This window comes from Streptomyces sp. NPDC037100 (assembly GCF_055606225.1).
Genome location: NZ_JBVJSX010000004.1, coordinates 329,792 through 356,233, shown reverse-complemented (window position 1 = coordinate 356,233; position 26,442 = coordinate 329,792). Strand labels below are relative to the sequence as shown.

The window sequence follows — 26,442 nt, the reverse complement described above, 5'->3', positions numbered from 1 at the left end:
GGTACGGGATGCAGCTGCCCGTCCAGTCGCAGAGCACCCTCTACGCGGAGGGCTGGGAGGCGGAGGCCGGGCCGGACGACCTGCTGGAGATCGCCCGCGCCGCCGACCGGGCCGGGTTCGACTACCTGGCCGGCTGTGATCACGTCGGCATCCCCCGCCGGCTCGCCGCCGCGATGAGCACCGTCTGGTACGACCCCGTCGCCACCCTCGCCTTCCTGGCCGCCGCCACCGAACGCGTCCGGCTGCTCAGCCATGTCGCGGTCGTCGCGCTGCGGCACCCCCTGCTCACCGCCAAGCAGTACGCCACCCTCGATCATCTTTCGAGCGGTCGCCTGATCCTCGGGGTCGGCGCCGGGCACGTCCAGGAGGAGTTCGAGGCCCTGGGCGTCGACTTCCGCCGGCGCGGGGCCGTGCTGGACGAGTCGATCGACGCCCTGCGCGCCGCCCTCGGCCCCGACGAGTTCCCCGAGCACCACGGCAAGCTGTACGACTTCGAGGGGCTCGGGCAGCGGCCCCGTCCGGCGCAGGACCCGGTTCCCCTGTGGGTCGGGGGCTCCTCGCCCGCCGCCGTGCGCCGGGCCGCGCTCAAGGGTGACGGCTGGCTCCCGCAGGGGGATCCGCGGGACCTGCTGCCCGCGCGGATCGGCCGTATCAGGGAGCTGCGCGAGCAGGCGGGCGCGCAGGGCCCGTTCACCGTGGGCGCCATCACCGAGCCGCTGTACGTGGGCACGCCCCGGTGGGAGGTGGGGCGCCGGACCGTCACCGGTGGGCCGCAGCAGCTCGCCGAGTCGCTGCGGGCGTACCGGGCGATGGGCGTGCATCAGATCCAGGTGCGGTTCCGCAGCCGGAGCCGCGACGAACTCACCGACCAGATCGCGGCGTTCGGCGCCGAGGTCGCCCCCGAGCTGTGAGGAGACCCCATGGGCAAGCTCGACGGACGAGTCGTGATCGTCACCGGCGCCGCACGCGGCCAGGGCGAACAGGAGGCGCGGCTGTTCGCGGCCGAGGGTGCACGGGTGGTCGTCGCGGACGTCCTCGACGATCAGGGCGAGGCTCTCGCGAAGGAGATCGGCGCGCGGTACGTCCATCTGGACGTGAGCCGGGAGGACGACTGGCAGGCCGCCGTCACCGTCGCCAAGGACGCGTACGGCCATGTCGACGGGCTCGTCAACAACGCCGGGATCCTGCGCTTCAACTCCCTCCTCGACACACCCCTCGACGAGTTCATGCAGGTCGTGCAGGTCAACCAGGTGGGCTGTCTCCTCGGCATCAAGGCGGTCGCCCCGGAGATGGCCGACGGGGGCACCATCGTCAACACCGCCTCCTGCACGGGCCTGACCGGGATGGCCGCGGTGGGCTCCTACGCGGCGACCAAGCACGCCGTGGTGGGTCTGACCCGGGTCGCCGCCCTGGAGCTGGCGGGGCGGGGGATACGGGTCAACGCCGTCTGCCCGGGGGCGATCGACACCGCGATGGCCAACCCGGCCCGGCTCGACCCGGACGCCGATCCGGAGAGGGCGGCGAAGGGGCTCGACCGGCTGTACCGCAAGCTCGTGCCGCTGGGCAGGGTCGGGCGGCCCGAGGAGGTGGCGAGGCTCGCGCTGTTCCTGACCTCGGAGGACTCCTCGTACATCACGGGACAGCCGTTCGTGATCGACGGCGGGTGGCTGGCCGGGGTCAGCGTCACCTGACACTCCATCAGGTATTGACGCTCCCGGAGGCCGGTGGAACAGTCGGAGCCATAAATCTGACGTAGCGTCAGAACTGACCGTGGGGCGGTGAACCTCCTTGGAATTCGGCATCTTCGTTCAGGGATACGTCGGCAAACGGGCCGAGACCGACCCGCTCGCCGAGCACAAGGCGCTGATGGAGGAGACCGAGTACGTCATCCAGGCGGACAAGTCCGGCTTCAAGTACGCCTGGGCCTCCGAACATCACTTCCTGGACGAGTACTCGCACCTCTCCGCCAACGACGTCTTCCTCGGATACCTGGCGCACGCGACCGAGCGGATCCACCTGGGTTCGGGGATCTTCAACCCGCTCGCCCCGGTCAACCACCCGGTGAAGGTCGCCGAGAAGGTCGCCATGCTCGACCACCTCAGCGGCAACCGCTTCGAGTTCGGCAGCGGCCGGGGTGCCGGGTCGCACGAGATCCTCGGGTTCATGCCGGGGGTGACCGACATGAACCACACCAAGGAGCTCTGGGAGGAGACCATCGCCGAGTTCCCCAAGATGTGGCTCCAGGACGAGTACCAGGGCTTCCAGGGCAAGCACTGGTCGCTGCCGCCGCGCAAGATCCTGCCGAAGCCGTACGGCGGGTCGCACCCGGCGATGTGGTACGCGGCCGGGTCGCCGCCGTCGTACGCCATGGCCGCGAAGAAGGGGCTCGGCGTACTCGGCTTCAGCGTGCAGAAGGTCTCCGACATGGAGTGGGTGCTGGAGCAGTACAAGACGGCGATCGTGGACGCCGAGCCCGTCGGGGACTTCGTGAACGACAACGTGATGGTGACGACCACGGCGATCTGCGCGCCGACCCACGCGGAGGCCGTGCGGATCGCGGCGAGCGGAGGGCTGCACTATCTGCCCTCGCTGGTGTTCCGGTACCACGACACGTTCCCGCGGCCCGAGGGGTTCCCGGTGTGGCCGGAGACGCTGCCGGAGTACACCGAGGAGCTCGTCGAGGTCCTGATCGAGGAGGAGCTGCTGATCTGCGGGGATCCGGACGAGGTGCTGCGGCAGTGCGAGCGGTGGGAACAGGCCGGGGCCGATCAGCTGAGCTTCGGGCTGCCGGTGGGGGTGCCGAAGGAGGAGACGCTGCAGACGCTCCGGCTGGTCGGGGAGTACGTGATTCCCAAGATCGATACGGATCCTGTTCATCGGACTTCGCGGTTCCGGCGGGGTGGTTGAGCGTTCGTCGGCGGGTGCGGGTGGTGTGTGGCTGATCGCGCAGTTTCCCGCGCCCCTCAGGCAATCGACCCGAGGGAGTTGAACACCCATGCTCGATCACGTCATCAAGGGCGCCACCGTCGTGGACGGCACGGGCGCCCCGGCCCGCACTGCCGACGTCGGTATCCGCGGCGGTCGGATCGCCGTCATCGGCACCGTCACCGAGGAAGCCCGCACCACCGAGGACGCCACCGGTCTCGTCCTCACCCCCGGCTTCGTCGACCCCCACACCCACTACGACGCGCAGCTCTTCTGGGACCCGTACGCCACGCCCTCGCTCAACCACGGGGTCACCACCGTCGCCGGGGGGAACTGCGGTTTCACGCTCGCGCCGCTGCATCCCGACCGGCCCGAGGACGCCGACTACACGCGGCGGATGATGTCCAGGGTCGAGGGCATGGCGCTGGTGGCGCTGGAGGAGGGGGCGCCCTGGAGCTGGCATTCCTTCGGGGAGTATCTGGACGCCCTGGAGGGGCGGATCGCGGTCAACGCCGGTTTCATGGTGGGGCATTGTGCGCTGCGACGGTACGTGATGGGGCCGGAGGCCGTGGGCGGACAGCCGAGTCAGGAGCAGCTCGCCGCGATGGTGCGGCTGCTGCGGGAGGCCATGGACGCCGGGGCCTGGGGCCTGTCCACGACCCAGTCGAGCAGTCACTCCGACGGGGACGGACAGCCCGTCGCCTCGCGGCACGCCCAGCCGGCCGAGCTCCTGGCGCTGTCGCGGGCCGTCGGGGAGTGCGAGGGCACGCAGATCGAGGCGATCGTCGCGGGCTGTCTTGACCAGTTCAGCGACGCGGAGATCGATCTGTTCGTGGAGATGAGCGCGGTGGCGGGCCGGCCGCTGAACTGGAACGTGCTGACGATCGACGCGGCCGTTCCCGAACGCGTGCCCCGGCAGCTGCTCGCGAGCGAGCAGGCGCGGAAGGCCGGCGGCAGGGTCGTGGCGCTGACCATGCCGATCCTCACGCCGATGAACATGTCGCTGGGGACCTTCTGCGCGCTCAACCTGATACCCGGATGGGGGCCGGTGCTCGCCCTGCCCGTGCCGGAGCGGATCGAGCGGCTGCGGGATCCGGACGTGCGGGCCGAGCTGCTGCGGCGGGCCCGGTCCAAGGAGGCGGGGGTCTTCCGGCGGCTGTCGAACTTCGGGCGGTACGTCATCGGCGACACCTACAGCGAGGCGAACGCCGGACTGACCGGGCGCGTGGTGAACGACATCGCCGAGGAACGCGGGCAGGATCCCTTCGCGTGCCTGGTGGAGATCTGCGCCAACGACGGACTGCGCACGGTGCTGTGGCCCATGCCGACCGACAACGACCCGGCGTCATGGGCGCTGCGGGCCGAGACCTGGCAGCACGAGGACGTGCTGCTCGGCGGGTCCGACGCGGGCGCCCATCTGGACCGGATGTGCGGGGCGCCGTACACGACCCGGTTCATCGGGGACTGTCTGCGGGGCCGGAAGCTGGTCGGTCTGGAGCAGGCCGTGAAGATGCTGACCGACGACCCGGCCCGGCTCTTCGGGCTGCGGGAGCGGGGGCAGGTGCGGGAGGGCTGGCATGCGGACCTGGTCCTGCTCGACCCGGAGCGGATCGACGCGGGCCCGGCCACCCTGGTGCACGACCTGCCGGGTGACAGCCCGCGGCTGGACTCCCGGGCACTGGGTGTGCGGGCCGTGTGGGTCAACGGCGTCGAGGCGATCCGGGACGACGTGGTGACCGGGGCCGTACCGGGCCGGGTGCTCCGCTCCGGGCGGGACACCGAGACGGTGAGCACGAGGTGACGGCACGCCAGTCGCTGTTCGTCGGCGGCTCCCGGGTGGAGCCGGACGGCGGCCACTACGAGGTGACCGACCCGGCGAGCGAGGAGACCGTCGGGTGGGCGCCGGAGGCCTCGCGGGATCAGGTGCTCGCGGCCTGCGCCGCGGCCCGCGAGGCCTTCGGGCCGTGGTCGCGCACCCCACCCGAGGAGCGGGCGGCCATCCTCGGACGGGCGGCGGGGATCATCGCCGGCCGGCTGAAGGAGTACGCGGAGCTGGCCCGGGCCGAGACCGGAGCGACCCTCGGCACCGCACGCGCCCTGCAGGTCGGGGTCGCCGCCGCCCGCTTCCGGCGCTACGCGCGCGTGGAGCCCGCCGAGTGGCCGATCCCGCCGCAGATCAACGAGGCCGGGCCGATGGGGAAGGCCGGCGTGATGGGCGCTCTGGCCGTCCGGCAGCCCGTCGGGGTCGTCACCTGCATCACCTCGTACAACAACCCCTGGGCCAACCCGGCCGGGAAGGTCGCCCCCGCCCTGGCCATGGGCAACACGGTCGTGGTGAAGCCCGCCCCGCAGGATCCGCTGGCGGTCTACCGGATGGCCGAGGCGCTGGAGGAGGCGGGCGTCCCGCCGGGTGTGGTGAACGTCGTCAGCGGCTCGCGCACCGAGGTGGGCGAGGCGGCCGTGGACTCGCCGGACGTCGACATGGTCAGCTTCACCGGCTCCACGGCCGTCGGACGGCGCATCGCCGAGGTGTGCGGGCGGGGCATGAAACGGCAGTTGATGGAGCTGGGCGGGAAGGGCGCGGCGGTCGTCTTCGACGACGCCGACCTGGCCTCGGCCGTCGCCGGGATCGGCACCACCTTCTCCTTCTACAGCGGGCAGATCTGCACGGCACCGACGCGGGTGCTGGCGCAACGCGGGATCCACGACCGGCTGGTGGAGCAACTGGCCGCTTACGCAGGCCGGTTGAAGGTCGGGGATCCGCGGGAGCCGGACACCGTGGTCGGGCCGGTGATCTCGGCGGCGCACCGGGACCGCGTGGAGTCGTACGTCGAACTGGGCCGCAAGGAGGGCGCGGTGGTGGTGGCGGGCGGCGAGCGCCCGGACCTGCCGACCGGCTTCTACGTCGCGCCGACCCTCCTGGCGGACTGCACCAACGACATGCGCGTGGTCCGCGAGGAGATCTTCGGGCCGGTGGTGGCCGTCGTCCCCTTCGACGACGAGGAGGAGGGCATCGCGCTCGCCAACGACACCGACTACGGGCTCATCGACTATGTCTGGTCGGGCGACGTGGCCCGGGCCTTCCGGGTGGCGCGGCGGCTGCGGGCCGGCGGGGTGGGCGTGAACACCGTCGGCCGCAACATGGAGGCGCCCTTCGGCGGGTTCAAGCAGAGCGGCGTCGGCCGGGACGTCGGCTCGTACGCGTTGCACGCCTACAGCGAGGTACAGGCCATCGTGTGGCCGGGCTGACGCCCCTCAGCCGTCCTTTCACCATGCCCCGTCCGGGTCGCGCGCTCACTGTGAAAGGACCCCTCAGGCGTCCAGGTCCACCCGTACGGTCAGCAGGTTCGTCCCGAGGGCCCGCACCCCCAGGCTGTTGACCCGGGGCAGCCTCCGCAGCCGCGCCACCGGGTCGTCCTGCGGCATCAGATGCGCGGTGCCCTCGTGCCAGCGCCCGCGGATCCGCACCCGCACCCGCGGATCGGCCTTGATGTTGCGTACGTACTGCGACCGTTCGCCGAACTCCGACACCAGCCAGAAGGAGCCGCCGACGCGCCGCCCGCCCACCGGCGTCCGGCGGGGCAGCCCCGAGACGCGGCCCGTCGTCTCCAGGACCGTCTGGAGGGGAAGGCGGCGCAGGAGCGGGTTGAGTCGGCGCTGGAAGGCTGTGGTCGCGCGGAACCTCAGGTCGGTGCGGCGGGACATCGTCTGCGGGTCTCCTTCGCACGAAGCGCTCACGGTTTCTGCAAGGGATCCTGCTTCAATGATCCCCCACGCGGCAACGAGGAGAGCGGGTGGCTGCGGATGCGGGTCGTGACCTGGAACCTGTGGTGGCGCTTCGGGCCGTGGCAGACGCGGCAGAAGGCGATCCTCACGGCCCTGCGGGAGTTGCGGCCCGACGTCGTCGGACTGCAGGAGGTGTGGGCGGCCGACGGCGAGAACCTCGCCGAGTGGCTCGCCGGTGAGCTGGGCCTGCACTGCGCCTGGGGCGCCTCGCCCGCCCCCGAACGCTGGCAGCGGCGGATCGGGGACCCGACGGTCGGTATAGGCAACGCCGTGCTGAGCCGCTGGCCGGTCCTCGACCAGGACGTGCTGCCGCTGCCCGCCCCGGCCGACACGGACGACGGCCGCCTGGCCCTCTACGCCCGCCTGGCCGCCCCCGGTCACGAAGTCCCCTTCTTCACCGCCCACTTCACCTCCGCACCGGCCGCTTCGGCGGTCCGCTGCGGCCAGGCCGCGGCACTCGCTGCCTTCGTCGCCCGGCACCGCGGCGACACCCCCTTCCCGCCCGTCGTCACCGGCGACCTCAACGCCTGGCCCGATTCCGACGAGGTCCGCCTCCTCGGCGGCTGCAAGACCGCCCCGGCCGTGCCCGGCCAGGTCCTCCTGGACGCCTGGGAGTACGCCGACCCGGCCGCCCCCTCCGTGACCTGGGAACCGGCCAATCCCTACGTGGCACGCACCTGGGAGCCCGGCGCGCGCATCGACTACATCCACGTGGGCCCGCCCGGCCCCGACGGACTCGGCCGCGTACAGGACGTACGGCGGGCCTGCGACGGCCCGGTCGACGGGGTGTGGCCCTCCGACCACGCGGCGGTCGTCGCCGACCTGGCGGACTGACACCGCCTAATCGCGCCCCAGGAAGACCGGGTTGGTGAACGCCGCCAGCGGGCCGGGGAGCGGCCCCGCCGCCGCCTCGTGCCGCAGTTCCGCCCGTACGTACGCCGCGTACGACGGTGTCGTGCGCCACTCGACGATGCCCGAGCCGGAGACCGGCAGCGGGGCGCTGGTGTGGAGGACGCCCTGGTCGGTGACCAGGCGGACCGTGCAGCGCGGGGCGCCGGTGACCTCCAGGCGGACGGTGACGGGGGTGTCGCGGCCCACGGCGAGCCGCTCGCCGATGCCCGCGTGCTCGCCGCGTCCGCCGGACACCCGGAAGGACAGTGCGACGCGCGCGGACTCGGCGATGTAGGACCGTCCCGCCCGGATGCCCTCCTGGATCGCCTCCCGGGTCAGGTCGTCGGCCAGGACGACCGTCTGGGGGCTGCCCACCGTGTCCGGGGAGCGGTGGGCGTCGCTGCTGCCCATCGCGGGGAGCCAGCCGCGCCCGTCCCGCACGGACGCCACGAGCATGCTGTCCCAGTCGGCGAGTGCCACCTCGTCGTCGGGCGTGTAGGGGCCGTTCCACACCTCCACGGCGTCCGCCTCGGCGAAGCCGAACTTCCAGTTGCAGCCGACGCAGGTGGCGTGCGGGTGGGCCGGGACGACCAGGCCGCCGGCGCGGCGGATCTGCCGGGCGAACCGGCCGAAACGGTTGTCGCGGGCCCGGTAGCGCCAGTCGACGAAGGTGCCCGGGTCGGTGCCGAGTGCGACGACGTGCCCGTTGCGGGTGGTGATCTCCTCGCCCAGCATGACCAGCAGGTCGTCCCCGGCCACGTCGGCCCAGTGGGCGTGCGCGGAGTGTGTGTTGTGCTCGGAGGAGTTGATGAAGTCCAGGCCGGCCGCCCGGGCCAGTTCCCCGATCTCGGCGGGGGTGCGGCGGCCGTCGGAGTGCCAGGAGTGCAGATGGCAGTCGCCCCGGTACCAGGCCCGGCCCCGCCCCTTCGCCCGCTCCGGCGGATACACCGGCTCGGTCGCCTCGCCCGGCTCCCCGTACGTCAGCGTGATCGTGAGCTCGTACGACAGGCCCTGCGGCGCGACCGTGTACGGGCCGAGCGCGATGTGCCAGGTGCCCTCGCGCACCGGGCCCGGGAGGTAGCCGGGCGTCGCTTCGTCCGCGCGGATGAAGAACTCGGTGCGCGCCCCGCCCGACCAGCCCCGGAAGCCCCGGCCGCCGAGCTCGGTGCCGCGCTCGTCGAAGACGCCGATGTCGAGGGCGTTGCCCATGGTGCCGGCCGGGACGGACGGCCGGTCGTAGGTGTAGGCGACCTTCAGCTCCCGGACACCGGCCGGGACCTCGACGGGTACGTAGACGAAGTCCGGGGAGCCGGGCGGCAGCGTGCCGCGCACGGTCCTGCTCTCCCGGTCCCCGTCGGCCGCTGCGGCGAAGCTCACGCTTCCCAAGGTAAGCGCGGCCGCCGCTCCCGTCATGAACAGAGCGCGCCGGCCGAACCCGCCGTGGCTGTCCTCGCACATGCTGCTGCTCCCCAGGTGTCGTCGGCGACGTGGCACGGGTGGTGCGGGGTGGTGCGTTGTGCACCCTTGTAGTCAGCGGTGAACAGGCGTGCAAGAGAGGGGAATTGGACGGCGGGCAGCAGGGGAACAGGCCGCGTGGGTCAGAGGGTGGGGCCCGTGTGCTTCAGCAGGAACCCGTCGGCCCCGGCCGCGAGGGCGCCGTAGAACGTACTCGTCGAGGTCGAAGGTCGTCAGGGTGATAACCCTCGGGGGATGGTCCGCACCCTCGCCCCGAGCCTGGCGGGTGCCACCCGTCTGCCCTACCACCGCATCGCCCCCTGCAGCGCGGCCGCCGCCCTCCTGTGGGCCGGTGTCGAGGCCGGGCCGTCCTGTGGGCCGGTGCCGAGGCCGGTGCCGGCTACGCGGCCCTCGCGGCCTTCACCTGAAAGTCCGACCGGTCGGTATCGACAGTCGGGCCGCCCTCCGGTACAGATACGTCATGCGCATCGCCGTGACGATCTTCCTCACCGACGAGACGATCACCCCCACCCGGCTCGCCCGGGAACTGGAGGAGCGCGGTTTCGCCGGGCTGTATCTGCCCGAGCACACCCACATCCCCGTCGAGCGGACCACCCCGTACCCGGCGGGCGGCGAGCTGCCCCCCGAGTACGGCCGCACCCTGGACCCGTTCGTGGCCCTCGGCCAGGCCGCCGCCGTCACCGGGCGGCTCGGGCTCGGCACGGGCATCACGCTCGTCGCCCAGCACGACCCGATCGCCCTGGCCAAGCGGGTCGCGACCCTCGACCACCTCTCCGGTGGCCGGTTCACCCTCGGGCTCGGCTTCGGCTGGAACGTCGAGGAGGCCGCCGACCACGGCGTGCGCTGGAGCACCCGGCGTGAGCTGGTCCGGGACCGGATGGCGCTGATGCGGGCCCTGTGGTCGAAGGAACCGGTCGCGTACGAGGGGGAGTTCGGCAGCGTCCGGGCCAGCCATGCCCATCCCAAGCCCGTGCGGAAGCCGCGCGGTCCGGTCGTGGGTCCGCGCACGCTCGTCGGCGGGGCCGCCGGCCCCAAGCTGTTCGCCCACATCAGCGAGTACGCCGACGGCTGGCTGCCGATCGGCGGCCGGGGTCTCGGCGAGACGCTGCCGGTCCTGCGCACCGCCTGGGCCGACGCCGGCCGCGACCCCGAGGCCCTCCAGGTCGTCCCCTACGCCGTCCACCCCACCCCGGGCAAGCTCGCCCACTACGCCGGCCTGGGCATCGAGGAGGTCGTGGTGCAGCTGCCCCCGGCGGGTGAGGCGGAGGTGCTCAAGACCCTGGACGGCCTCGCCGGGTACCTCTGACAACTCCCCTGCCCGGCAGGGTGGTTGGCGATCCCTACTAAACTGCGGGTCAACAACCGGGCGGGAGGGCACCGGTGCGCGGCCGACCACCGCGCCGGACGGTGTGAGGGGCCCGGCTCACTGACTTCACGGGGAGAGAGCGTCATGAGGCTTGCCTGGTTTTCCTGGCTCCTGCGGCACTTCACGGAGTACGGCTACAGCCAGGGGCTGCTGCGTGCCGCGATCGGTACGACGGCCGTACTGGTGACGTCCGCGCTGGTCTGGTTCGCCCTGCACCGCAACAGACCTGCCGCCGTCGCCGCCGCGGGCCTCACCTCGGCCCTGGGCATCGGGTGGCTGGCCTTTCACTGACGGGGCTCTCCCGAGCCTGATCAGCGCACTCGTATGCTCGAAGGATGACGACTCCTGCGACCTCCGGAACCGGCCCGACCGACAACTCCATGCGTCGTGCCCTGAAACGGGCCAGGGACGGTGTCTCGCTCGATGTCGCCGAGGCGGCGGTGCTGCTCCAGGCCAGGGGTGAGCGGCTCGAGGACCTGTCGGCCTCCGCCGCCCGGGTGCGGGACGCGGGCCTGGCGGCGGCCGGGCGGCCGGGCGTCATCACGTACTCGAAGAGCGTCTTCATCCCGCTGACGCGGCTGTGCCGGGACAAGTGCCACTACTGCACGTTCGTCACCGTCCCGGGCAAGCTGCGCCGCGAGGGCCACGGGATGTTCATGTCCCCCGACGAGGTGCTGGACATCGCCCGCAAGGGCGCCGCCCTCGGCTGCAAGGAAGCCCTCATCACCCTCGGCGACAAGCCGGAGGACCGCTGGCCCGAGGCGCGCGAGTGGCTCGACGCGCACGGCTACGACGACACCCTCGCCTACGTCCGCGCGATCTCCATCCGCATCCTGGAGGAGACGGGCCTGCTCCCGCACCTGAACCCGGGCGTGATGAGCTGGACCGACTTCCAGCGTCTGAAGCCGGTCGCGCCCAGCATGGGCATGATGCTGGAGACCACCGCGACCCGCCTCTGGTCGGAGCCTGGCGGCCCCCACCACGGCTCCCCCGACAAGGAACCCGCCGTCCGCCTGCGGGTCCTGGAGGACGCCGGACGGTCCTCCGTCCCCTTCACCTCCGGGGTCCTCATAGGCATCGGCGAGACCTACGAGGAGCGTGCCGAGTCGCTGTTCGCGCTGCGGAAGGTCTCCCGCGCCTACCACGGCGTCCAGGAACTGATCATCCAGAACTTCCGCGCCAAGCCGGACACCGCGATGCGCGGCATGCCCGACGCGGAACTGGACGAACTGGTCGCCACGGTGGCCGTCGCCCGCCTCCTCATGGGCCCGAGCGGCAACATCCAGGCCCCGCCCAACCTCGTCGACGACGAGTACGAGCGGCTGATCGGCGCCGGCGTCGACGACTGGGGCGGGGTCTCCCCGCTCACCATCGACCACGTCAACCCCGAGCGCCCCTGGCCGCAGATCGAGCAGCTCGCCGAGAAGTCCAGGGCCGCCGGGTTCGAGCTGCGCGAACGCCTGTGCGTGTACCCGGAGTTCGTGAAGCGCGGCGAGCCCTGGCTGGACCCGCGGCTGCGCCCGCACGTGGCCGCGCTGGCCGACCCGGAGACCGGCCTGGCCCGCCCCGACGCCCTGCCGCAGGGCCTGCCGTGGCAGGAGCCGGAGGAGGTCTTCACGGCGTCCGGCCGCACCGACCTGCACAGCTCCATCGACACCGAGGGCCGTACCTCGGACCGCCGGGACGACTTCGACGAGGTGTACGGCGACTGGGGCGCCCTGCGCGAGGCCGCCGCCCCGGGCATGGCACCCGAGCGCATCGACACCGACGTGCGCGAGGCCCTGCGCACGGCGGCCGACGACCCCACGCGGCTCACCGACGACGAGGCGCTGGCCCTGCTGCACGCGGACGGCCCGGCGCTGGACGCCCTCGCCCGGGTCGCCGACGACGTGCGCAAGTCGGCCGTGGGCGACGACGTCACCTACATCGTCACCCGCAACATCAACTTCACCAACGTCTGCTACACCGGCTGCCGCTTCTGCGCCTTCGCCCAGCGCCGCACGGACGCCGACGCCTACACCCTCTCCCTGGACCAGGTCGCCGACCGGGCGCAGCAGGCGTGGGACGTGGGCGCGGTGGAGGTCTGCATGCAGGGCGGCATCCACCCGGACCTGCCCGGTACGGCCTACTTCGACATCGCGCGGGCCGTGAAGGAACGCGTCCCGGGCATGCACGTGCACGCCTTCTCGCCGATGGAGGTCGTCAACGGCGCGACCCGCACCGGCATGTCGATCCGCGAGTGGCTGACCGCCGCCAAGGAGGCGGGCCTGGACACCATCCCGGGCACGGCCGCCGAGATCCTCGACGACGAGGTCCGCTGGATCCTCACCAAGGGCAAGCTGCCCGCCGCCGACTGGATCGAGGTCGTCAGCACCGCCCACGAGCTGGGCATCCGCTCGTCCTCGACGATGATGTACGGCCATGTCGACCAGCCCCGGCACTGGCTCGGGCACCTGCGCACCCTCGCGGGCATCCAGCAGCGCACGGGCGGCTTCACCGAGTTCGTGACGCTGCCGTTCGTGCACACCAACGCCCCGGTCTACCTCGCGGGGATCGCCCGCCCGGGCCCGACCATGCGGGACAACCGCGCGGTCACGGCCATGGCCCGGCTGCTGCTGCACCCGTACATCCCCAACATCCAGACCAGCTGGGTGAAGCTGGGCACGGAAGGGGCGGCCGAGATGCTCCGCTCGGGCGCGAACGACGTCGGCGGGACGCTCATGGAGGAGACCATCTCCCGCATGGCGGGCTCGTCGTACGGGTCGTACAAGTCGGTGAAGGACCTCATCGCGGTGGCGGAGGCGGCCGGGCGTCCCGCCAAGGCCCGCACCACCCTCTACGGGGACGTCCCCGAGGAGCGGCAGAGGGCGGCGGAGGCGTCGGACGGGCATCTGCCCGAGCTGCTGCCGGTCCTCGACTGAGGCGGAGGCATCAGCGGGCCGGTGACTCCTCTCCGGCGTCCGCCGGCCGGTGCGCCGTCACGGCGCGGCCGGCGGCGACGCCGGGCTTCCCCGGCGGCGGGGCGGGCGTGCCCCGGCCCGCCCGGAGCAGGACGAGACCGAGGGAGCAGGCGATCGCCGGCCAGTAGACGTAGCGGTAGTCCGTCGCGGGCATGATCGGCAGATAGCCGAGGATGTAGGCCGCCGAGCTGATGCCCAGCGCCCGGACGGGCATCGCGAACGCGCCCGTGCCGGGGCGAAGGGTGAGCACCAGCGCGACGGCGAGCCAGAACCAGCCGCGGAACAGCCACGGCAGGTCCCGGGCCGCGCCCTTGACGTAGCTGCCGAGCATGTCCTCCAGGCGGGGGTGCGCCACCTCGACGCCCAGGTCGTTGCGGGTGATCCCGGCCTTGTACGCGTAGTCGGTCTCGAACAGCAGGGTCGTGAAGAGCAGCAGGCGGTACTGGAGATACCGCGGCACGTGCCCGCTCATCTCCCGCAGCCACAGGGAAGTGATCTCGCCCGAGTCCCCGCGCAGCCCGTCCGCCGGGCGCCGGTAGCAGGCCCAGTAGGCGTCGGAGAGGGCGCCGACGCGCTCGCACTCCCGCGCGGAGGCCACGAGCCGGTCCCGCAGGGCGGGTGACACGTCCGCCGAGCGCAGCTCGTCCGCGGTCAGCACATGGACGAGGTCGTCGAGCATGATCTGCGCGCCCTGCTTGGTCTGCAGCGGCGAGGCGAACAGGGAGATGGCGGCGGCGGGCACGACGAGCCCGGCCGCGAGAGCCGCCGTGCACGTCACCCACGTACGGCGTCCGGGGGCACCCCACAGCGCGAGGACCAGCATGACGAAGAGGGGGATCGCGGCGAGGAAGGCGTTCTTGCGCACGAGCATGGCGTAGGCGAGGAACAGCACGCCCAGCCAGAGCAGGCCCCAGCGCACGGCGGGGCGGGGGTCGCGGTCGCGCAGCAGCAGGCCGGTGAGGGCGACCGCGCAGGCGGCGAGCAGCGCGAACGCCGCGTGCACGTCCTTCCACACCACACCGGTGAACGTCAGTACGAACGGAGTCAGTCCGAGGCCGAGCACGGCGAGCGAACCGCCCCGGCTCGCGGTGAGCCGCCACACGCACCTGGCCAGTACCCACAGCGCCGTCCAGAAGACGAGGCACTGCAGGACCAGCAGGGACGCGATCGAGCCGGTGACCGCGATGAGCGCCCGCCACACCAGGCTCAGCACGGGCGGGTGCCAGTCGGTCAGGGGCTTCTCGCCCTCGGCCTGGCGGAGCTGGTCGAGGCTGTCGGGACTCAGGTAGCCGGGCGCGAAGACGAGGATCGTGGACAGGCAGCAGACCGCGGCGACGGCGGCCAGCCCCCAGGCCCAGTGCCGCTGCCCCCGCCGCATCCATCCCGTTTGTCCCATATGCCGGATGCTAACGGGTCGGTGGGCGCAGGCCGGTCAGGGTGCGACGAAGACGTAGCGCCGGTACGCGTAGAAGCGGAACAGGGTCGCGAGGATCCAGCCGAGGATGCGGGCGGTGTTGTCGCTGAGCGCCGAGTCGAGTCCGAGCAGCTGCCGGGAGGCGAAGACCGTGCCCGCGGTGATGGCGAGCCCGACCCCGTTCGCGACGAGGAACAGCGCCAGCTCGTGGGTCACCTTCGCGCGGTGCCGGCCGCGGTAGGTCCAGTGGCGGTTCCCGACCCAGCTGAACAGCGCGGCGGCGGTCGTCGCGACGACGGAGGCCTGCACGGGGGCGGTTCGCATCACCCCGCCCTCGGCGCCGCCGGGCAGACCGAAGACGAGCAGGTTGTAGCCGCCGTTGTCGACGACGAAGGCCAGGATCCCGACGACGCCGAACTTCGCGGCCTCGCGCCAGATGCCCTTGATGGCGTCACGCGCACGCAGCGTCACAGAGTCGAGGACCGGCACACGGTGAGCGTAACCACCCGGCGTGTGCCATCCGGTCAGGCGCGCTCATATCGCACTATGTCCGACTGTATGAGGTGCTGATGTATGAGGTGCTGACTGTGTGACCAACCGGTCGAGTGAGGAGTGGTCGTGGAACCGACGATCGCGTGTGTCGTGCCGTGCCACAACGAGGAGGCAGCCGTCGGCAAGGTGGTCCGCGACCTGCGCGCGGCCCTGCCCGAGGCCGTCGTCTACGTGTACGACAACGCCTCCACCGACCGGACCGTGGAGGTCGCCCGGGCCGCCGGCGCGATCGTCCGGGAGGAGACCCGCAAGGGCAAGGGCAACGTCATCCGCCGCGCCTTCGCCGACGTCGACGCCGACGCGCTGCTCATCATCGACGGCGACGACACCTACGACGCCTCCCGCGCCCGCGACCTGGTGGACCTGCTCTTCGAGGGACCGTACGACCAGGTCGTCGGCGCCCGCCGGGTGACGGTCGACGGGGCCTACCGGGCCGGTCACGCGGTCGGCAACAAGCTGCTCACCGGGGCCGTGCGGTCGCTGTTCGGCAACGACGTGACCGACATGCTCAGCGGCTACCGGGTCTTCTCGCGGCGCTTCGTGAAGTCCTTCCCGGCGCTGGCCCGGGAGTTCGAGACCGAGACCGAGATGACGATCCACGCGCTGCACCTGCGGCTGCCCACCGCGGAGGTCCTCACCGACTACCGGGTCCGGCCCGCGGGCGGCGAGAGCAAGCTGCGCACCTACCGGGACGGCTGGCGCATCCTGCGGGTCATCCTCGACCTGGCCCGGCGCGAGCGTCCCTCGCTGGTCCACACCGTGCTCGCGGGCGTCCTCGCCCTGATCTCCGTCATCCTCGGCATCCCCGTCATCGCCGACTTCGTCGAGACCGGCACCGTGCCCCGGGTCCCCACGGCGATCCTCGCCGCCGCGATCATGACCATCGCGGCGCTCGTGCTGCTCGTGGGCTACATCCTCGAATCGCTGATGCACATGCGCCAGGAGCAGACCCGGCTGGTGCACCTCTCCTACCCGGCCCCGGTGCGCACCCCCCGCTACACCGCCCGCGGCGCCGGCACGGGCCCGGTCCCGGTCCGCAAGACCGCCGGGGGCGCCTGAGGGAGCCGAGGGGCGGCGGGCGCGCAGTACGATGATCGGAGCCCCGCTCCGACGCGGGGTCCCGTGACTGAGGAGATGCGTGCCGGTGCCTGCCCGACTTCCTTCGTGGGCCTGGGTGACCGGGCTGACCGTGGGAGCGATAGCCGCGGTGACGGTCCTGGGCGTGCAGGCGGACCAGGGCACGCACCCCACGGCCGCCTCGGCCAAGCCGAAGGCCACGGCCTCGGCGCAGCCCACCCCGACGGCGTCCGTCCCCGCGCGGGTGCCCGACGGCTCCGGCACCGGCCGCCGCATCGTCTACTCCCTCGGCGAGAAGCGGGTCTGGCTGGTCGACGCGAGCGAGGCGACCCGCCGGACGTTCACCGTCTGGCCGGGCTCGGTCAGCCCCGACCCGGGCAGCTACACGGTGTCCTCGCGCAACCCGGCCACGACCGGCTCGGACGGCGTCCAGATCGAGCACATCCTGTACTTCGCCGCGAAGTCCGGCGTCTCGGTCGCCTTCTCCAACGCGGTCGACGGGGCCTCACCGCCGCCCGCCGCCTCCGGCACCGCGACGGGCGGAGTCAGGATGCGGAAGGCGGACGGCACGGCCCTGTGGACGTTCGGCACGGTCGGCACGACCGTGACCGTGGTCAAGTGACGCGCACCGCGGGCTGAGGCCCGAGGATCCGGCCTTCTCGATCGTTGCTCCGCCTACAGGCGGAAGCTGTACCTGAGCTGCATGACCGTCACCCGGAACTGGGGTCATGGGTGAGACGCAGGAGAAGGCCCGGTCAGTCGACGGAGGCCATGAAGTTCAGCATCCTGCGGTTGATCTCCTCCGCATGGTCGATCTGCGGCCCGTGGCCCGTGCTGGAGATGATCTCGGCTCGGGCGCCGGGGACCAGGCGCGGCACGCGCTCCGCCTGCCGCTGGGGGTGCACGAGGAGGCTTCGCTTGCCGAGTACCAGATAGAGCGGAGTCCGGATGGTGGACAGCTCCTCCTCGGACAGGGGAAGCGGCGCCGGGCGACGTATGCGGTAGGCGCGAACCGCCGTTCGGATCATCGCGCGCAGTTCCGGCACGACGAGGACCGGCTGTTCGAGCCAGGCCGCCAGTCGCGGGCGGAGCGCCTTGGGCGCGAAGGTCGCGAAGAGGCTGGCGAAGATCCAGACGAAGAAACGCAGCCCTACCTTCTCCAGGCCGCCGGGGTCGAGCAGAGTGACCGAGGCGAGGCGGCCGGGCCTGCGGTGCGCCTGGTTCAGGGCAAGCCAGCCACCGTAGGAGGAGCCGACGAGGTGGACGCGGTCGAGTCCGAGCCCGGCGAGCGTCTCATCCAGCCACTGCGCCGCACGTTCGGGCTGGTGGATGGGTTCGCGCTGGACGCTGCGGCCCGGATCGCCCGGGGTGTCGATCGCATAGACCGGGCGGTCTGCGCTGAGGGCGGGGGTGTTCGGGTACCACATGGCGGAGCAGGAGCCCGCCCCGTGCACCAGGACGACGGGGGTGCGGGCAGCCTGGTTCGCGGCGCCATAGCGGTATACGTGCGTGGTGCCGAAGGACGTCTCCACGTCCTCTTCCGAGAGCGCGGGCGCCCCGAGTGCGTAGACCGCGTCGCAGGCCGTGAAGTAGCGCTCCCTCCAGGCGTCACTCACATAACGGCCGACATCGGCCTGGGTTCGGGCAGCGGTCTCGGGCATGGCCACCTCCGGCACTTCGGTTTTGTGATACGAACGTACCACGTCAGTGGTACGGCTGTATCATCAAAGGCCTCCATGGGAGCCCCAGCAGGAACGACGAGCGGAGAACCGGCCGATGCCCAAGCGCGTAGACCACGCAGAGCGGAGGACCGAGATCGCCGAGGCCCTCGTCCGGGTCGCCGGCCGACGCGGGCTGCATGCCGTCGGGATGCGCGATGTGGCAGCGGAGGCGGGCGTATCGCTGCGGCTGGTGCAGTACTACTTCCAGACCAAGGAAAAGTTGCTGCTCTTCGGGCTCGAGCTTCTGGCGGAGAGATTCGGGGAGCGAGTCGCCGCCCGTGTACAGGCCGCCGGGGACAGTCCAGGTCCGCGCGCGATGGTCGAGGCGCTGCTGATGGCGGCGCTGCCGACAGACGACGAGAGCCGCGTCTTCCACCACCTCTACACTTCATACGCGGTTCTGGCCGTGAACGACCCGGCGCTCGCGGCCCAGCCCTTCATCAGGAACCCTGACGCCGCCGAAGACGCCCTGACCGAACTCCTCCGGCAGGCGCAAGAAGCAGCACTCCTTGTGCCTGGTGTGGACGCACGGTTGGTGGCAGCCGGCCTGCTTGCCATGTCTGCGGGACTCGGCACCAGCGTCCTCGTCGGCCAGCGCAGCCCGGAGTCCGCGACCACGATCCTGGGTCACCACCTGAACCGAATTTTCCGCACCGGGGACGCGGTCCTGGCATGAGTGACCGGAGCCCGGCAGCCGTGGAGCTGAAGACCGCCCGGCTGCTGCTGAGGCGCCCGACCGCAGCCGATGTCGACGCGATCTTCGCCGTCCACCGTGATCCTGAGACCTGTGCCCACAACCCGTCCGACGCGCTCGCCCGGTTCGAGGATGCAGAGGCCCTCTACCGGCGTTGGGACGACCAGTGGCAGGAGCGCGGATATGGGTACTGGGTTGTCCGGCACCACGGCTCAGCTCAGCAGCTCGGATTCTGCGGGATCAAGCCCATGGAACTGCACGGGGCCCCGGTCCTGAACCTCTTCTACCGTTTCGCCACCTCGGCCTGGGGCCAAGGCTTCGCCGGTGAAGCCGCAGGCGCGGTAGTCACCTGGGCATCCCGTCACCTGCCCGGCCTCCCGCTGATCGCCCGCGTTCGACCAGCCAACGTTGCTTCTCAACGCGTGGCGATACGCGCCGGGCTCAGCCGAGCGCAGCATCTCGACACCGAGGGGTGTGACGGCCTCGACTGGATCTACAGTGCCCAACGCGCGAACAGGGCCACAAAAGGGCGCGATCGCACACCAGGACTCCGAGATCCAGACGAAGCTCCCTGGTGAAGGGCGGCGCGTACACCCTGTCGAGCCGCCTCACCGTCCAGGCGCAGCCCTCACGGAGGCGCGGTCACTGCGAATGAGTTCCGCCGGCGTCGGCGCTCAGGAGGCGGGCGTCTCCGACCGCCGGGCCGACAGCTGGTTGACGATCAGCACGACCCCGCTGAACAGGAAGATCCGGGTCGCGGCGTCCAGCCCGTTCCAGCTCTTCGACTGCCACATCGAGAACCACTCACCGCCGATCGCGATGAACCCGGCCCCGAACAGCAGCATCACCATCAGCAGCCCGTACGTGGACAGCTGCCGGGCGCGCTGCTCGTCGCGTCTGGCCCACAGCCAGCTCCCGTATATGAGGACCAGCGCGGCGAGGGTCTCCCAGACGATGATCCCGACGTAGGCGGCGTCCTGGAGCCCCTGGCTCGTGACGGCCCGCCACATGAGGTCCTCGTCCTTGAACGTGGTGTCCATCGCCAGCACGTGTCGGACGAACTGCTGGTTGGTGCCGAAGTCGGTGATGTTTCCGAAGGCGACGAGCGCCATGTAGAGGGCGATGGTCGCGGTGAGCAGGGTGGCGGCGAGAGACAGACCGCCGCGGGGGGTTGTGGAGGTGGCCATGGCGATCATTCTCTCCAAGTGCCGGTGCGCACGCGACAGAATGACGGCGGATGCCCTTCGTTCCAGGGCGAGTTGAAGGAGGACGCGCGGATGGCGCAGGCGAGGCCGTCGATGCAGGAGCTGATCCGGCGGCGGACCCGGGCCGGTTTCGTCGGCAGGTCCGCCGAACGCGCCCTGTTCCGGGCCAACTTCGCCACCGAGCCGGACGACGAACGCCACCGCTTCCGCTTCCACGTGCACGGCAACGCCGGCGTCGGCAAGACCTTCCTGCTGCGCGAGTGGGAGCAGATCGCCCGGGACCAGGGCGCGCTGACCGCGCGGGTCGACGACGGCGCCGGCAGCCTGCCGGAGGTGCTGGCGGAGATCAGCCGGCAGTTCGCGGCACAGGGCCGCCGCATGAAGGAGCTGGACCGTCTCCTCGCCGCCCACCGCGAGCGCCGGCACGAGGCGGAACTGGCCGCGCTCGCCGTACCGGCGGCGCAGGAGGACGGCCCGTCGGCGGGCGGGAGGCTGGCGGCCCGGGCAGGGATGGTGGCCCTGGGCATGGTCCCGGTGGCCGGACCGCTGGCGGGCCTGCTCGACGCGGACCAACTCGCCGAGGGCGCGGACCGGTTGCGGGAGCGGATGCTGTCCCGGCTGCGCGATCACGAGGACGCCCGGCTGGTCCTCGCACCGGAGCAGGTGCTCACACCGGTCCTCCTGCGCGAACTCGCGGAGGCGGCCGGGTCGGTCCCCTGGATCGCCCTCTTCCTCGACACCTACGAGCGCACCGGCCCGTATCTGGACCCCTGGCTGCACGAGACGATGACGACCGACCGCCACGGCGCGCTGCCCGCGACGGTGGTCGTCGTCACGGCGGGTCAGCGCCCCGTGGACCCGGCCCGCTGGGGCGGCCTGCGGGACTTCGTCACGGACGTGCCCCTGGCCCCTTTCACCGAGGCGGAGGCGCGCGGCCTGCTGGCGGGCAGGGGTGTGACCGCCGAACCGGTCGTCCGGGAGGTCCTGCGCCTCACGGGCGGCCTGCCCGTCCTGGTCTCCACCCTCGCCGAGTCCCGCCCCACCGACCCGGACGACGTCGGCGACCCGAGCGCCACGGCCGTCGACCGCTTCCTGCGCTGGGAGCGCGATCCCGTCCGGCGGGCCGCCGCACTGGCCTGCGCGCTGCCCCGATGGCTCGACGCGGACGTGTTCCGGGCGGCGGCGGACTGCCCCGAGGACGACGCGGAGAGCGTCTACGCGTGGCTGCGCGGGATGCCGTTCGTCACCGACCGGGGCGGGCAGCGGCTGCGCTACCACGACGTCGTACGGGCTCCGATGCTGCGCGCGGAGAGGCGGCGGTCGCCCCGCGGCTGGGCCGACCGGCACCGGCGGCTGGCCCGCACGTTCCGCACCTGGCGCGAGGAGACGGAGACGGGCCGGGAGCCCGGCGAGCTGTGGCGGGAGGAAGCGTGGCGGGACCTGCGGCTGGCCGAGACCTACCACCTGCTGTGCGCCGGGGAACGGGACGCGCTGCCGCGCGCGCTGCACGACGTCGTCCACGCCTGTGACGCGGGCCCGGGTGTGGCCGCGCGCTGGGCACGGGTCCTGCTGGACGCCGGCCAGGACGCGGACACGGAGGCGGCGGCCGAGTGGGGCTCCCGGCTCACCACGGCACTCGACGCGGAGGGCATCACCGCCGCGCTCGGCCTCCTGCTGCGCGGCGCGGAACTCGACACGCCGACGCGGGCCCGCGCCCACCGGAACCGGGCACTACTGCGCGGAGAACTGGGCGACCTGGACGCGGCGATCGCCGACCTGGACCGGGCCGTCGCCCTGGAGCCGGGCAACGCCTGGTACGCCGCCCTGCGCGGCGAACACCACCGGCTCGCCCGGCACGACAGCGAGGCGATCCGCGACCTGACCGAGGCCATCCGCCTCGACCCGGCCAACGAGTTCCCCTGGGCCTCCCGGGGCGCCACGCACGAACGCGCCGGGGACCCGGACGCCGCCCTGGCCGACCTGAACCAGGCCCTGGACCTCAAGCCGGACTACGCATGGGCCCTGGCACGCCGTGCGCGAGTGTGGCGCGCCCTGGGCGACAGCACACGCCAACTCGCCGATCTCGACCGGGCGCTCGCCCTCGCCCCCGACTGGCCCTGGGCCCGCTGCGAACGCGGCGACGCGTTGCGGGCCGCCGGCCGTGACGAGGAGGCGGTCACCGACCTGGACGTCGCGCTCACCCTGGACCCCGCATACGCCTCCGCGTACGCGAGCCGGGGGGCGTCCCTGTCCCGGCTGGGCCGTCATACGGAGGCGTTGGCCGACCTGAACCGGGCGGTGGAACTCCGCCCGGGCTACGTCTGGGCGCTGCGCCGCCGGGCGGAGCTCCTGACGTCCATGGGCCGGGCGGAGGAGGCCCAAGCCGATGTGGCCCTGATCCGCGAACTCAGCGACGACCTGCCGTGAAGGCCAGGAACTCGGCCCAGGCGCGGTCGGTGAAGCCCAGACGGGCGCCGTCCCTGTTCTTGGAGTCGCGGATGTGGATGGCGGGGTGGGAGGCGTCGGATATCGCGGCTTCGAGGCAGTCAGGGCCATCGTTGCTGCTGTAGCTGCTCTTGAACCAGACGAGCTCTGTGGTCACGTCACTTCTCCCAGAACTTTTCCGATGAAGGCCAGGGACTCTTCGGGCGAGAGGGCCTGCGCCCGGATCATTCCATAGCGCATGTCGAGGATCTGGGCGTCCCGTGGGTCGCTGATCACGCGATTGTGCAGCTGGGCCTCGAAGTGCCCCAGGGTCTTGCCCTCGTGCAGCTTCAGCACCCGGAACGGACCTGCCATCCCCGCGTGGTCCTCCCGGTCCGTCGGCATGACCTGGATCGACACGTGCCGCAACTCGGCTACCTCCAACAGGTGTTCGAGCTGTCGACGCAGCACCATTCTGCCTCCGACAGGCCTCCGCAGCGTCGTCTCTTCCTGGACAAAGGTGATGAGCGGTCGCGGCACGCGATCGAACACGGCCTTCCGCGCCATGCGTGCGGCGACGTGCCGCTCGATCTCGTCGTCGCTGAAGGCCGGTCGCCTCATGGCGTACAACGCCTGGGCGTACTCCTGCGTCTGGAGAAGCCCGTGGATCTGGTGGTTGTCGTAGGCCCCGAGTTCGAGGGCCTCGTTCTCCAGCTTCGCCAGATCCCTCACCTTCTTCGGATACCGAGCCTTCTCCACGTCCTCCTTCATCGCGGCGAGCTTGCCGCCCGCGTTGAGTACCTCATCCGCCTTGTCGAGAAAATCCGGCTTGGGAATGCGGCGCGCCCGTTCCACGGACGACACCATTTCCTCCCCGTATCCGATGGCCGACCCCAGCTCCGCCTGCTTCAGTCCCGCCGCCTCGCGCCACATCTTGATCTGCCGCCCGACGGTCCTGAGCACGGCCGCCGCTTCCTCGTCCTCCATGCCTTCCCCTCCTGACGTACGACCCGTACGACCCCGTCACGCGTCCGGACAGTCACCCTCCGTACCGAGGTCATCACTGTTCAGAGTAGGGACGGGCGACCACGCTGGGTGACATGAGTCGGAAATCCCCCACCCGGATCCCCACGCACACCCGCCACTTCGCCGTTCAGTTGTCGGCGACCCGAAGGGGTGCGCGACTGGCGCGGCTGCTCACCGAACGCCAACTCGACGCCTGGGGCGAGCCCTACGAGGCCGCCGCGCAAGTCGTGGCGGAGCTGGCGTCCAACGCCGTACGGCACGGACGGGTCCAGGGGAGGGACTTCCGGGTGAGGCTGGGTCTGGACACCCACGGCACGCTCCGCATCGAGGTCACGGACGCCCGGGGCGACCGGGTCCCGCGTGTCCCGGACCCGGTGCGGGAGGACGCGGAAGGAGGCAGGGGCCTGCGCATCGTCGAGGCGTACGCGGACCGCTGGGGCGTGGCGGACGCACCGGCCGGCGCCAAGACCGTCTGGGCCGAACTGGCGCTGACGCACGGCCGGATCGCGGTGCGTCATGACCCGGGCGGTCCCGACGCCAAGAACCAAAAGAACCGGGAAAAGAACCCACCCACCCCCACCGCCCCCGCGGCTCACCCGCAGGGGTGAACATCACCAACTCGGCTGGCGTGGCGGGCAGTCGATGGTGCAGCGTCGGCGCCAACAACTCCAGACACGAATACGGCCCCCGCCGGGACTGGCATCCCAGTGCGAGGGCCTGATCACCAAGGAAGAGAAGGCTTCCCGATGACTGAGCAGCACCCTAGCGCGCCCTCGTGCGCGCAGTCCGGCACTTCCGGTGTCCGGCACGTGACGGAACGCCACGACGACCACTTCACGGTCGTCGGCAACCACCTCGCCCAGCACCCGGACCTGTCGCTGACGGCGATCGGCCTGGCGGTCCACATCCAGTCGCTGCCCGCCGGAACGCCGGTCGGCATCAAGGCGCTGTCGGCGAAGTTCCCGGAGGGCGAGATCCGTATCGCGGCGGCCCTGCGCGAACTGGAGGCACACGGTTACCTCGCTCGCCCCAGGGAGCGTCTTCAATCGGGCCGAGTCGTGACCCGCACGGTGTCGTACAACAAGCCCTGGACCGCCCCGGAACCGCGCCCGGCACCCGCCACAGCTCGTCCGGACAGCTCAGCGGCTCCGAAGCCGGACCGCTCGGCGGCCTGTGACGTCCTCACCGGCCTGCGCGCCCTCGACTCCCGCCTGCTGCTCAGCGAGCGCGACGTACACCGCCTGGCCCCGGCGGTCTCGGCCTGGCTGGAGCGGGGAGTGCCCGCCGAGGCTGTCCGACGCACCCTGACGACCGGCCTGCCCTCGGCGCCGATCCAGCACCCGGCGGCCCTCCTGTCCCACCGCCTGACCGCCCTCCTCCCCCCACCGCTCCCCACGGCCCCGCCCCCCTCCCCGCCCCTCGTCCGTCCGGACCCTCTCCAGACCTGCGACGGCTGTGATCGAGCCTTCCGCGCGGCACAGCCCGGCCGCTGCCGCGACTGCCGGGACGGCGAGCACAGGGCGGCGTGAGGAGCACGCGGCTCAGGCTGACCGCCTGCGGGGGCCGACACGCTGCCAGGGGAGATCCCGGCCCTTCCCGCCCCCCTGAGCCCACCGTTCCGTTCGATTACAGTGGCGAGCTGTCGTACGTATGGACGGTGCCCTGGGAGGTCGAGGTGGGTGCGACTGCCGGCGCCGTCTGGGGCCGTACGGAGCAGCAGGACTTCCGCAGCCGGGTGCGCGGGACGCTGCTCGGCGTGGCCGTCGGGGACGCGCTGGGGACGCCGGTCGACCGGCTGACCATCGACGGGATCCGGGAGGCGCACGGGGCGGAGGGCCTGGTGGACCTGGCCCCCGCCTACGGCAGACGCGGCGCCGTCACGCACCTCACCCAGCTCACCCTCTTCTCCGTCGACGGGCTGATCCGGGCCCAGGTCAGACGGGACACCGGCGCCTGGCACCCGCCGACCGACCTGCACCGGGCGTACCTGCGCTGGGCCGCCACCCAGCGCGACTGGGGGCCCGACGAGCGCCGCAAGGAGGACGGCTGGCTCGCGCGCGAGGAGTGGCTGTACGCGCGCCGCGACCCCAGCCGCGCCCTGCTCCTGGGGCTCGCCGACGACACCATGGGGACGCCGGAGGCGCCCAAGAACCCGGGAGAGGCCGGACCCGAGGCCGCCACGAGGTCCGCGCCGTTCGGGCTGCTCGTCGGGTGGGAGCCCCAGCTCGTCGCCCAGCTCGCGGTGGAGTGCGCGGCGCAGACCCATGGCCATCCCACGGCCTGCCTCGCGGCGGGCGCCTACGCCGTGATCGTGCACGGGCTGGCCCTCGGGGAGAGCGTCGACGGCGCGGTGCAGCGCGCCTTCGCCCTGCTCGCCGCCCGCCCCGGGCACCAGCCCGTCGCGGAGGCGCTGCAGTACGCGCTGGGAGCCGTGCGGCAGGGCATGCCCGGGCCCGAGCGGGTCGCCGAGCTGAGCGGGGCGGGCACCGCGGAGGGGCTCGTCGCCGCCGCCGTGTACTGCGCGCTGGTCGCCGCCGACGTCCGCCACGGGCTGTGCCTCGCTGTCAACCACGACGGCCCCTCCGCCGCCACCGGCGCCCTGACCGGCGGGTTGCTCGGCGCGCTGCACGGCGAGACGGCCCTGCCGCCGGCCTGGCTGGCCGAGCTGGAGGGCCGTCCCACGATCCTGGAACTGGCCGACGACTTCGCCATGGAGATGACCCAGGGCCCGGCGCTGCACGGCCCGGCGGGCTCGTCCCCGGGCTGGCTGGCCAGGTACCCGCGCGGCGCGTAGCCGCCCGCTCCTTCCCACTGCTCACTCGCATGGCATGGGCACGTCACCGTACTGTGGTCGTTCCGTCACTTTCGGTCCACAGGATCCACACGGCCCGACACGGGGATCACCTCCCCGTGGCTGCTCCACCG

The 26,442-nt window shown here is 72.1% G+C and carries 25 protein-coding genes and 1 pseudogene; 17 read left to right on the top strand and 9 right to left on the bottom strand.

What is annotated here, in order from left to right; translation table 11 throughout:
• The first annotated feature begins 8 nt into the window (after nt 1–8).
• The 5 genes from ACZ7EG_RS15855 (at nt 9) to ACZ7EG_RS15835 (ending at nt 6,174) form a co-directional block, all read left to right on the top strand.
• Nucleotides 9–911 carry a TIGR03619 family F420-dependent LLM class oxidoreductase gene (locus ACZ7EG_RS15855; RefSeq protein WP_471077974.1) on the top strand — a complete coding sequence of 301 codons (903 nt, stop codon included), beginning with the start codon at nt 9–11 and terminating at the stop codon, nt 909–911.
• Between the two features lie 9 nt (nt 912–920).
• The gene (locus ACZ7EG_RS15850) at nt 921–1,691 is read left to right on the top strand and encodes an SDR family NAD(P)-dependent oxidoreductase (protein WP_471077971.1); all 771 of its coding nucleotides are present in this window, start codon (nt 921–923) and stop codon (nt 1,689–1,691) included.
• A 97-nt stretch (nt 1,692–1,788) separates the two neighbouring features.
• Complete coding sequence (locus tag ACZ7EG_RS15845; RefSeq protein ID WP_471077968.1) at nt 1,789–2,907, top strand: LLM class flavin-dependent oxidoreductase; 1,119 nt, start codon at nt 1,789–1,791, stop codon at nt 2,905–2,907.
• 88 nt (nt 2,908–2,995) lie between these two features.
• Nucleotides 2,996–4,726 (top strand): N-acyl-D-amino-acid deacylase family protein, encoded by a 1,731-nt coding sequence (locus ACZ7EG_RS15840; protein WP_471077965.1) that lies wholly within the window; start codon nt 2,996–2,998, stop codon nt 4,724–4,726.
• Nucleotides 4,723–6,174, top strand: a complete 1,452-nt coding sequence (locus ACZ7EG_RS15835; protein ID WP_471077962.1) for an aldehyde dehydrogenase family protein — start codon at nt 4,723–4,725, stop codon at nt 6,172–6,174. Before ACZ7EG_RS15840 ends, ACZ7EG_RS15835 begins: the two co-directional genes overlap by 4 nt.
• A 63-nt stretch (nt 6,175–6,237) precedes the next feature.
• On the opposite strand, the gene ACZ7EG_RS15830 is transcribed toward ACZ7EG_RS15835, so the two are convergent.
• A complete protein-coding gene (locus tag ACZ7EG_RS15830) occupies nt 6,238–6,630 on the bottom strand; it encodes a nitroreductase/quinone reductase family protein (protein WP_471077959.1) in 393 nt (130 codons plus the stop codon).
• Between the two features lie 99 nt (nt 6,631–6,729).
• Here ACZ7EG_RS15830 and ACZ7EG_RS15825 point away from each other — a divergent pair, with 99 nt between their 5' ends.
• The gene (locus tag ACZ7EG_RS15825) at nt 6,730–7,545 is read left to right on the top strand and encodes an endonuclease/exonuclease/phosphatase family protein (RefSeq protein ID WP_471077956.1); all 816 of its coding nucleotides are present in this window, start codon (nt 6,730–6,732) and stop codon (nt 7,543–7,545) included.
• Nucleotides 7,546–7,551: 6 nt separating this feature from the next.
• Here the strand turns inward: ACZ7EG_RS15825 and ACZ7EG_RS15820 are convergent, their stop codons facing one another.
• Both ACZ7EG_RS15820 and ACZ7EG_RS15815 read right to left on the bottom strand, forming a co-directional pair.
• The gene (locus tag ACZ7EG_RS15820) at nt 7,552–9,060 is read right to left on the bottom strand and encodes a CehA/McbA family metallohydrolase (protein ID WP_471077953.1); all 1,509 of its coding nucleotides are present in this window, start codon (nt 9,058–9,060) and stop codon (nt 7,552–7,554) included.
• A gap of 161 nt (nt 9,061–9,221) precedes the next feature.
• Nucleotides 9,222–9,345: pseudogene (locus ACZ7EG_RS15815) on the bottom strand (DNA-binding response regulator); the annotation flags it as partial.
• 193 nt (nt 9,346–9,538) lie between these two features.
• Between ACZ7EG_RS15815 and ACZ7EG_RS15810 the strand changes: the two are divergent.
• The 3 genes from ACZ7EG_RS15810 to ACZ7EG_RS15800 all read left to right on the top strand — a co-directional run bounded on the left by ACZ7EG_RS15810 (nt 9,539) and on the right by ACZ7EG_RS15800 (nt 13,365).
• On the top strand, nt 9,539–10,384 hold the full coding sequence (locus ACZ7EG_RS15810; RefSeq protein ID WP_471077950.1) for an LLM class F420-dependent oxidoreductase: 846 nt from the start codon (nt 9,539–9,541) through the stop codon (nt 10,382–10,384).
• Nucleotides 10,385–10,528: 144 nt separating this feature from the next.
• A complete protein-coding gene (locus ACZ7EG_RS15805; RefSeq protein WP_471077947.1) occupies nt 10,529–10,735 on the top strand; it encodes a hypothetical protein in 207 nt (68 codons plus the stop codon).
• A 44-nt stretch (nt 10,736–10,779) separates the two neighbouring features.
• Nucleotides 10,780–13,365 carry a bifunctional FO biosynthesis protein CofGH gene (locus tag ACZ7EG_RS15800; RefSeq protein ID WP_471077944.1) on the top strand — a complete coding sequence of 862 codons (2,586 nt, stop codon included), beginning with the start codon at nt 10,780–10,782 and terminating at the stop codon, nt 13,363–13,365.
• A 10-nt stretch (nt 13,366–13,375) separates the two neighbouring features.
• Here the strand turns inward: ACZ7EG_RS15800 and ACZ7EG_RS15795 are convergent, their stop codons facing one another.
• Complete coding sequence (locus ACZ7EG_RS15795; protein WP_471077941.1) at nt 13,376–14,800, bottom strand: hypothetical protein; 1,425 nt, start codon at nt 14,798–14,800, stop codon at nt 13,376–13,378.
• A gap of 36 nt (nt 14,801–14,836) precedes the next feature.
• Nucleotides 14,837–15,307, bottom strand: a complete 471-nt coding sequence (locus tag ACZ7EG_RS15790) for a GtrA family protein (RefSeq protein WP_471077938.1) — start codon at nt 15,305–15,307, stop codon at nt 14,837–14,839.
• Between the two features lie 123 nt (nt 15,308–15,430).
• Here ACZ7EG_RS15790 and ACZ7EG_RS15785 point away from each other — a divergent pair, with 123 nt between their 5' ends.
• Nucleotides 15,431–16,429 carry a glycosyltransferase family 2 protein gene (locus tag ACZ7EG_RS15785; protein ID WP_471077934.1) on the top strand — a complete coding sequence of 333 codons (999 nt, stop codon included), beginning with the start codon at nt 15,431–15,433 and terminating at the stop codon, nt 16,427–16,429.
• 85 nt (nt 16,430–16,514) lie between these two features.
• Nucleotides 16,515–17,069 (top strand): hypothetical protein, encoded by a 555-nt coding sequence (locus ACZ7EG_RS15780; protein ID WP_471077931.1) that lies wholly within the window; start codon nt 16,515–16,517, stop codon nt 17,067–17,069.
• Between the two features lie 133 nt (nt 17,070–17,202).
• Here ACZ7EG_RS15780 and ACZ7EG_RS15775 read toward each other — a convergent pair whose 3' ends face one another.
• Complete coding sequence (locus ACZ7EG_RS15775; RefSeq protein ID WP_471077928.1) at nt 17,203–18,108, bottom strand: alpha/beta fold hydrolase; 906 nt, start codon at nt 18,106–18,108, stop codon at nt 17,203–17,205.
• 115 nt (nt 18,109–18,223) lie between these two features.
• Between ACZ7EG_RS15775 and ACZ7EG_RS15770 the strand changes: the two genes are divergently transcribed.
• Together ACZ7EG_RS15770 and ACZ7EG_RS15765 are read left to right on the top strand one after the other, a co-directional pair.
• Entirely contained in the window at nt 18,224–18,844 is a 621-nt protein-coding gene (locus ACZ7EG_RS15770) for a TetR/AcrR family transcriptional regulator (protein WP_471077925.1), read from the top strand.
• A 20-nt stretch (nt 18,845–18,864) separates the two neighbouring features.
• The gene (locus ACZ7EG_RS15765) at nt 18,865–19,440 is read left to right on the top strand and encodes a GNAT family N-acetyltransferase (protein ID WP_471077922.1); all 576 of its coding nucleotides are present in this window, start codon (nt 18,865–18,867) and stop codon (nt 19,438–19,440) included.
• Nucleotides 19,441–19,536: 96 nt separating this feature from the next.
• Here the strand turns inward: ACZ7EG_RS15765 and ACZ7EG_RS15760 are convergent, their stop codons facing one another.
• Complete coding sequence (locus ACZ7EG_RS15760; protein WP_471077919.1) at nt 19,537–20,049, bottom strand: DUF2165 domain-containing protein; 513 nt, start codon at nt 20,047–20,049, stop codon at nt 19,537–19,539.
• A gap of 90 nt (nt 20,050–20,139) precedes the next feature.
• Here ACZ7EG_RS15760 and ACZ7EG_RS15755 point away from each other — a divergent pair, with 90 nt between their 5' ends.
• Nucleotides 20,140–22,494 (top strand): tetratricopeptide repeat protein, encoded by a 2,355-nt coding sequence (locus ACZ7EG_RS15755; protein WP_471077916.1) that lies wholly within the window; start codon nt 20,140–20,142, stop codon nt 22,492–22,494.
• Here the strand turns inward: ACZ7EG_RS15755 and ACZ7EG_RS15750 are convergent.
• On the bottom strand, nt 22,475–22,669 hold the full coding sequence (locus ACZ7EG_RS15750; protein WP_471077913.1) for a DUF397 domain-containing protein: 195 nt from the start codon (nt 22,667–22,669) through the stop codon (nt 22,475–22,477). The two genes, ACZ7EG_RS15755 and ACZ7EG_RS15750, sit on opposite strands and share 20 nt — an antisense overlap.
• Nucleotides 22,666–23,478: a helix-turn-helix domain-containing protein gene (locus ACZ7EG_RS15745; RefSeq protein WP_471077910.1), complete on the bottom strand. Its 813-nt coding sequence runs from the start codon at nt 23,476–23,478 to the stop codon at nt 22,666–22,668. Before ACZ7EG_RS15745 ends, ACZ7EG_RS15750 begins: the two co-directional genes overlap by 4 nt.
• Nucleotides 23,479–23,591: 113 nt before the next feature.
• On the opposite strand from ACZ7EG_RS15745, the gene ACZ7EG_RS15740 reads away from it, so the two are divergent.
• The 3 genes from ACZ7EG_RS15740 (at nt 23,592) to ACZ7EG_RS15730 (ending at nt 26,311) form a co-directional block, all read left to right on the top strand.
• On the top strand, nt 23,592–24,125 hold the full coding sequence (locus tag ACZ7EG_RS15740; RefSeq protein WP_471077907.1) for an ATP-binding protein: 534 nt from the start codon (nt 23,592–23,594) through the stop codon (nt 24,123–24,125).
• A gap of 138 nt (nt 24,126–24,263) precedes the next feature.
• Complete coding sequence (locus ACZ7EG_RS15735) at nt 24,264–25,046, top strand: helix-turn-helix domain-containing protein (protein ID WP_471077904.1); 783 nt, start codon at nt 24,264–24,266, stop codon at nt 25,044–25,046.
• A gap of 146 nt (nt 25,047–25,192) precedes the next feature.
• Nucleotides 25,193–26,311, top strand: coding sequence for an ADP-ribosylglycohydrolase family protein (locus ACZ7EG_RS15730; protein ID WP_471077901.1), 1,119 nt, complete (start codon nt 25,193–25,195; stop codon nt 26,309–26,311).
• Nucleotides 26,312–26,442 lie beyond the last annotated feature (131 nt).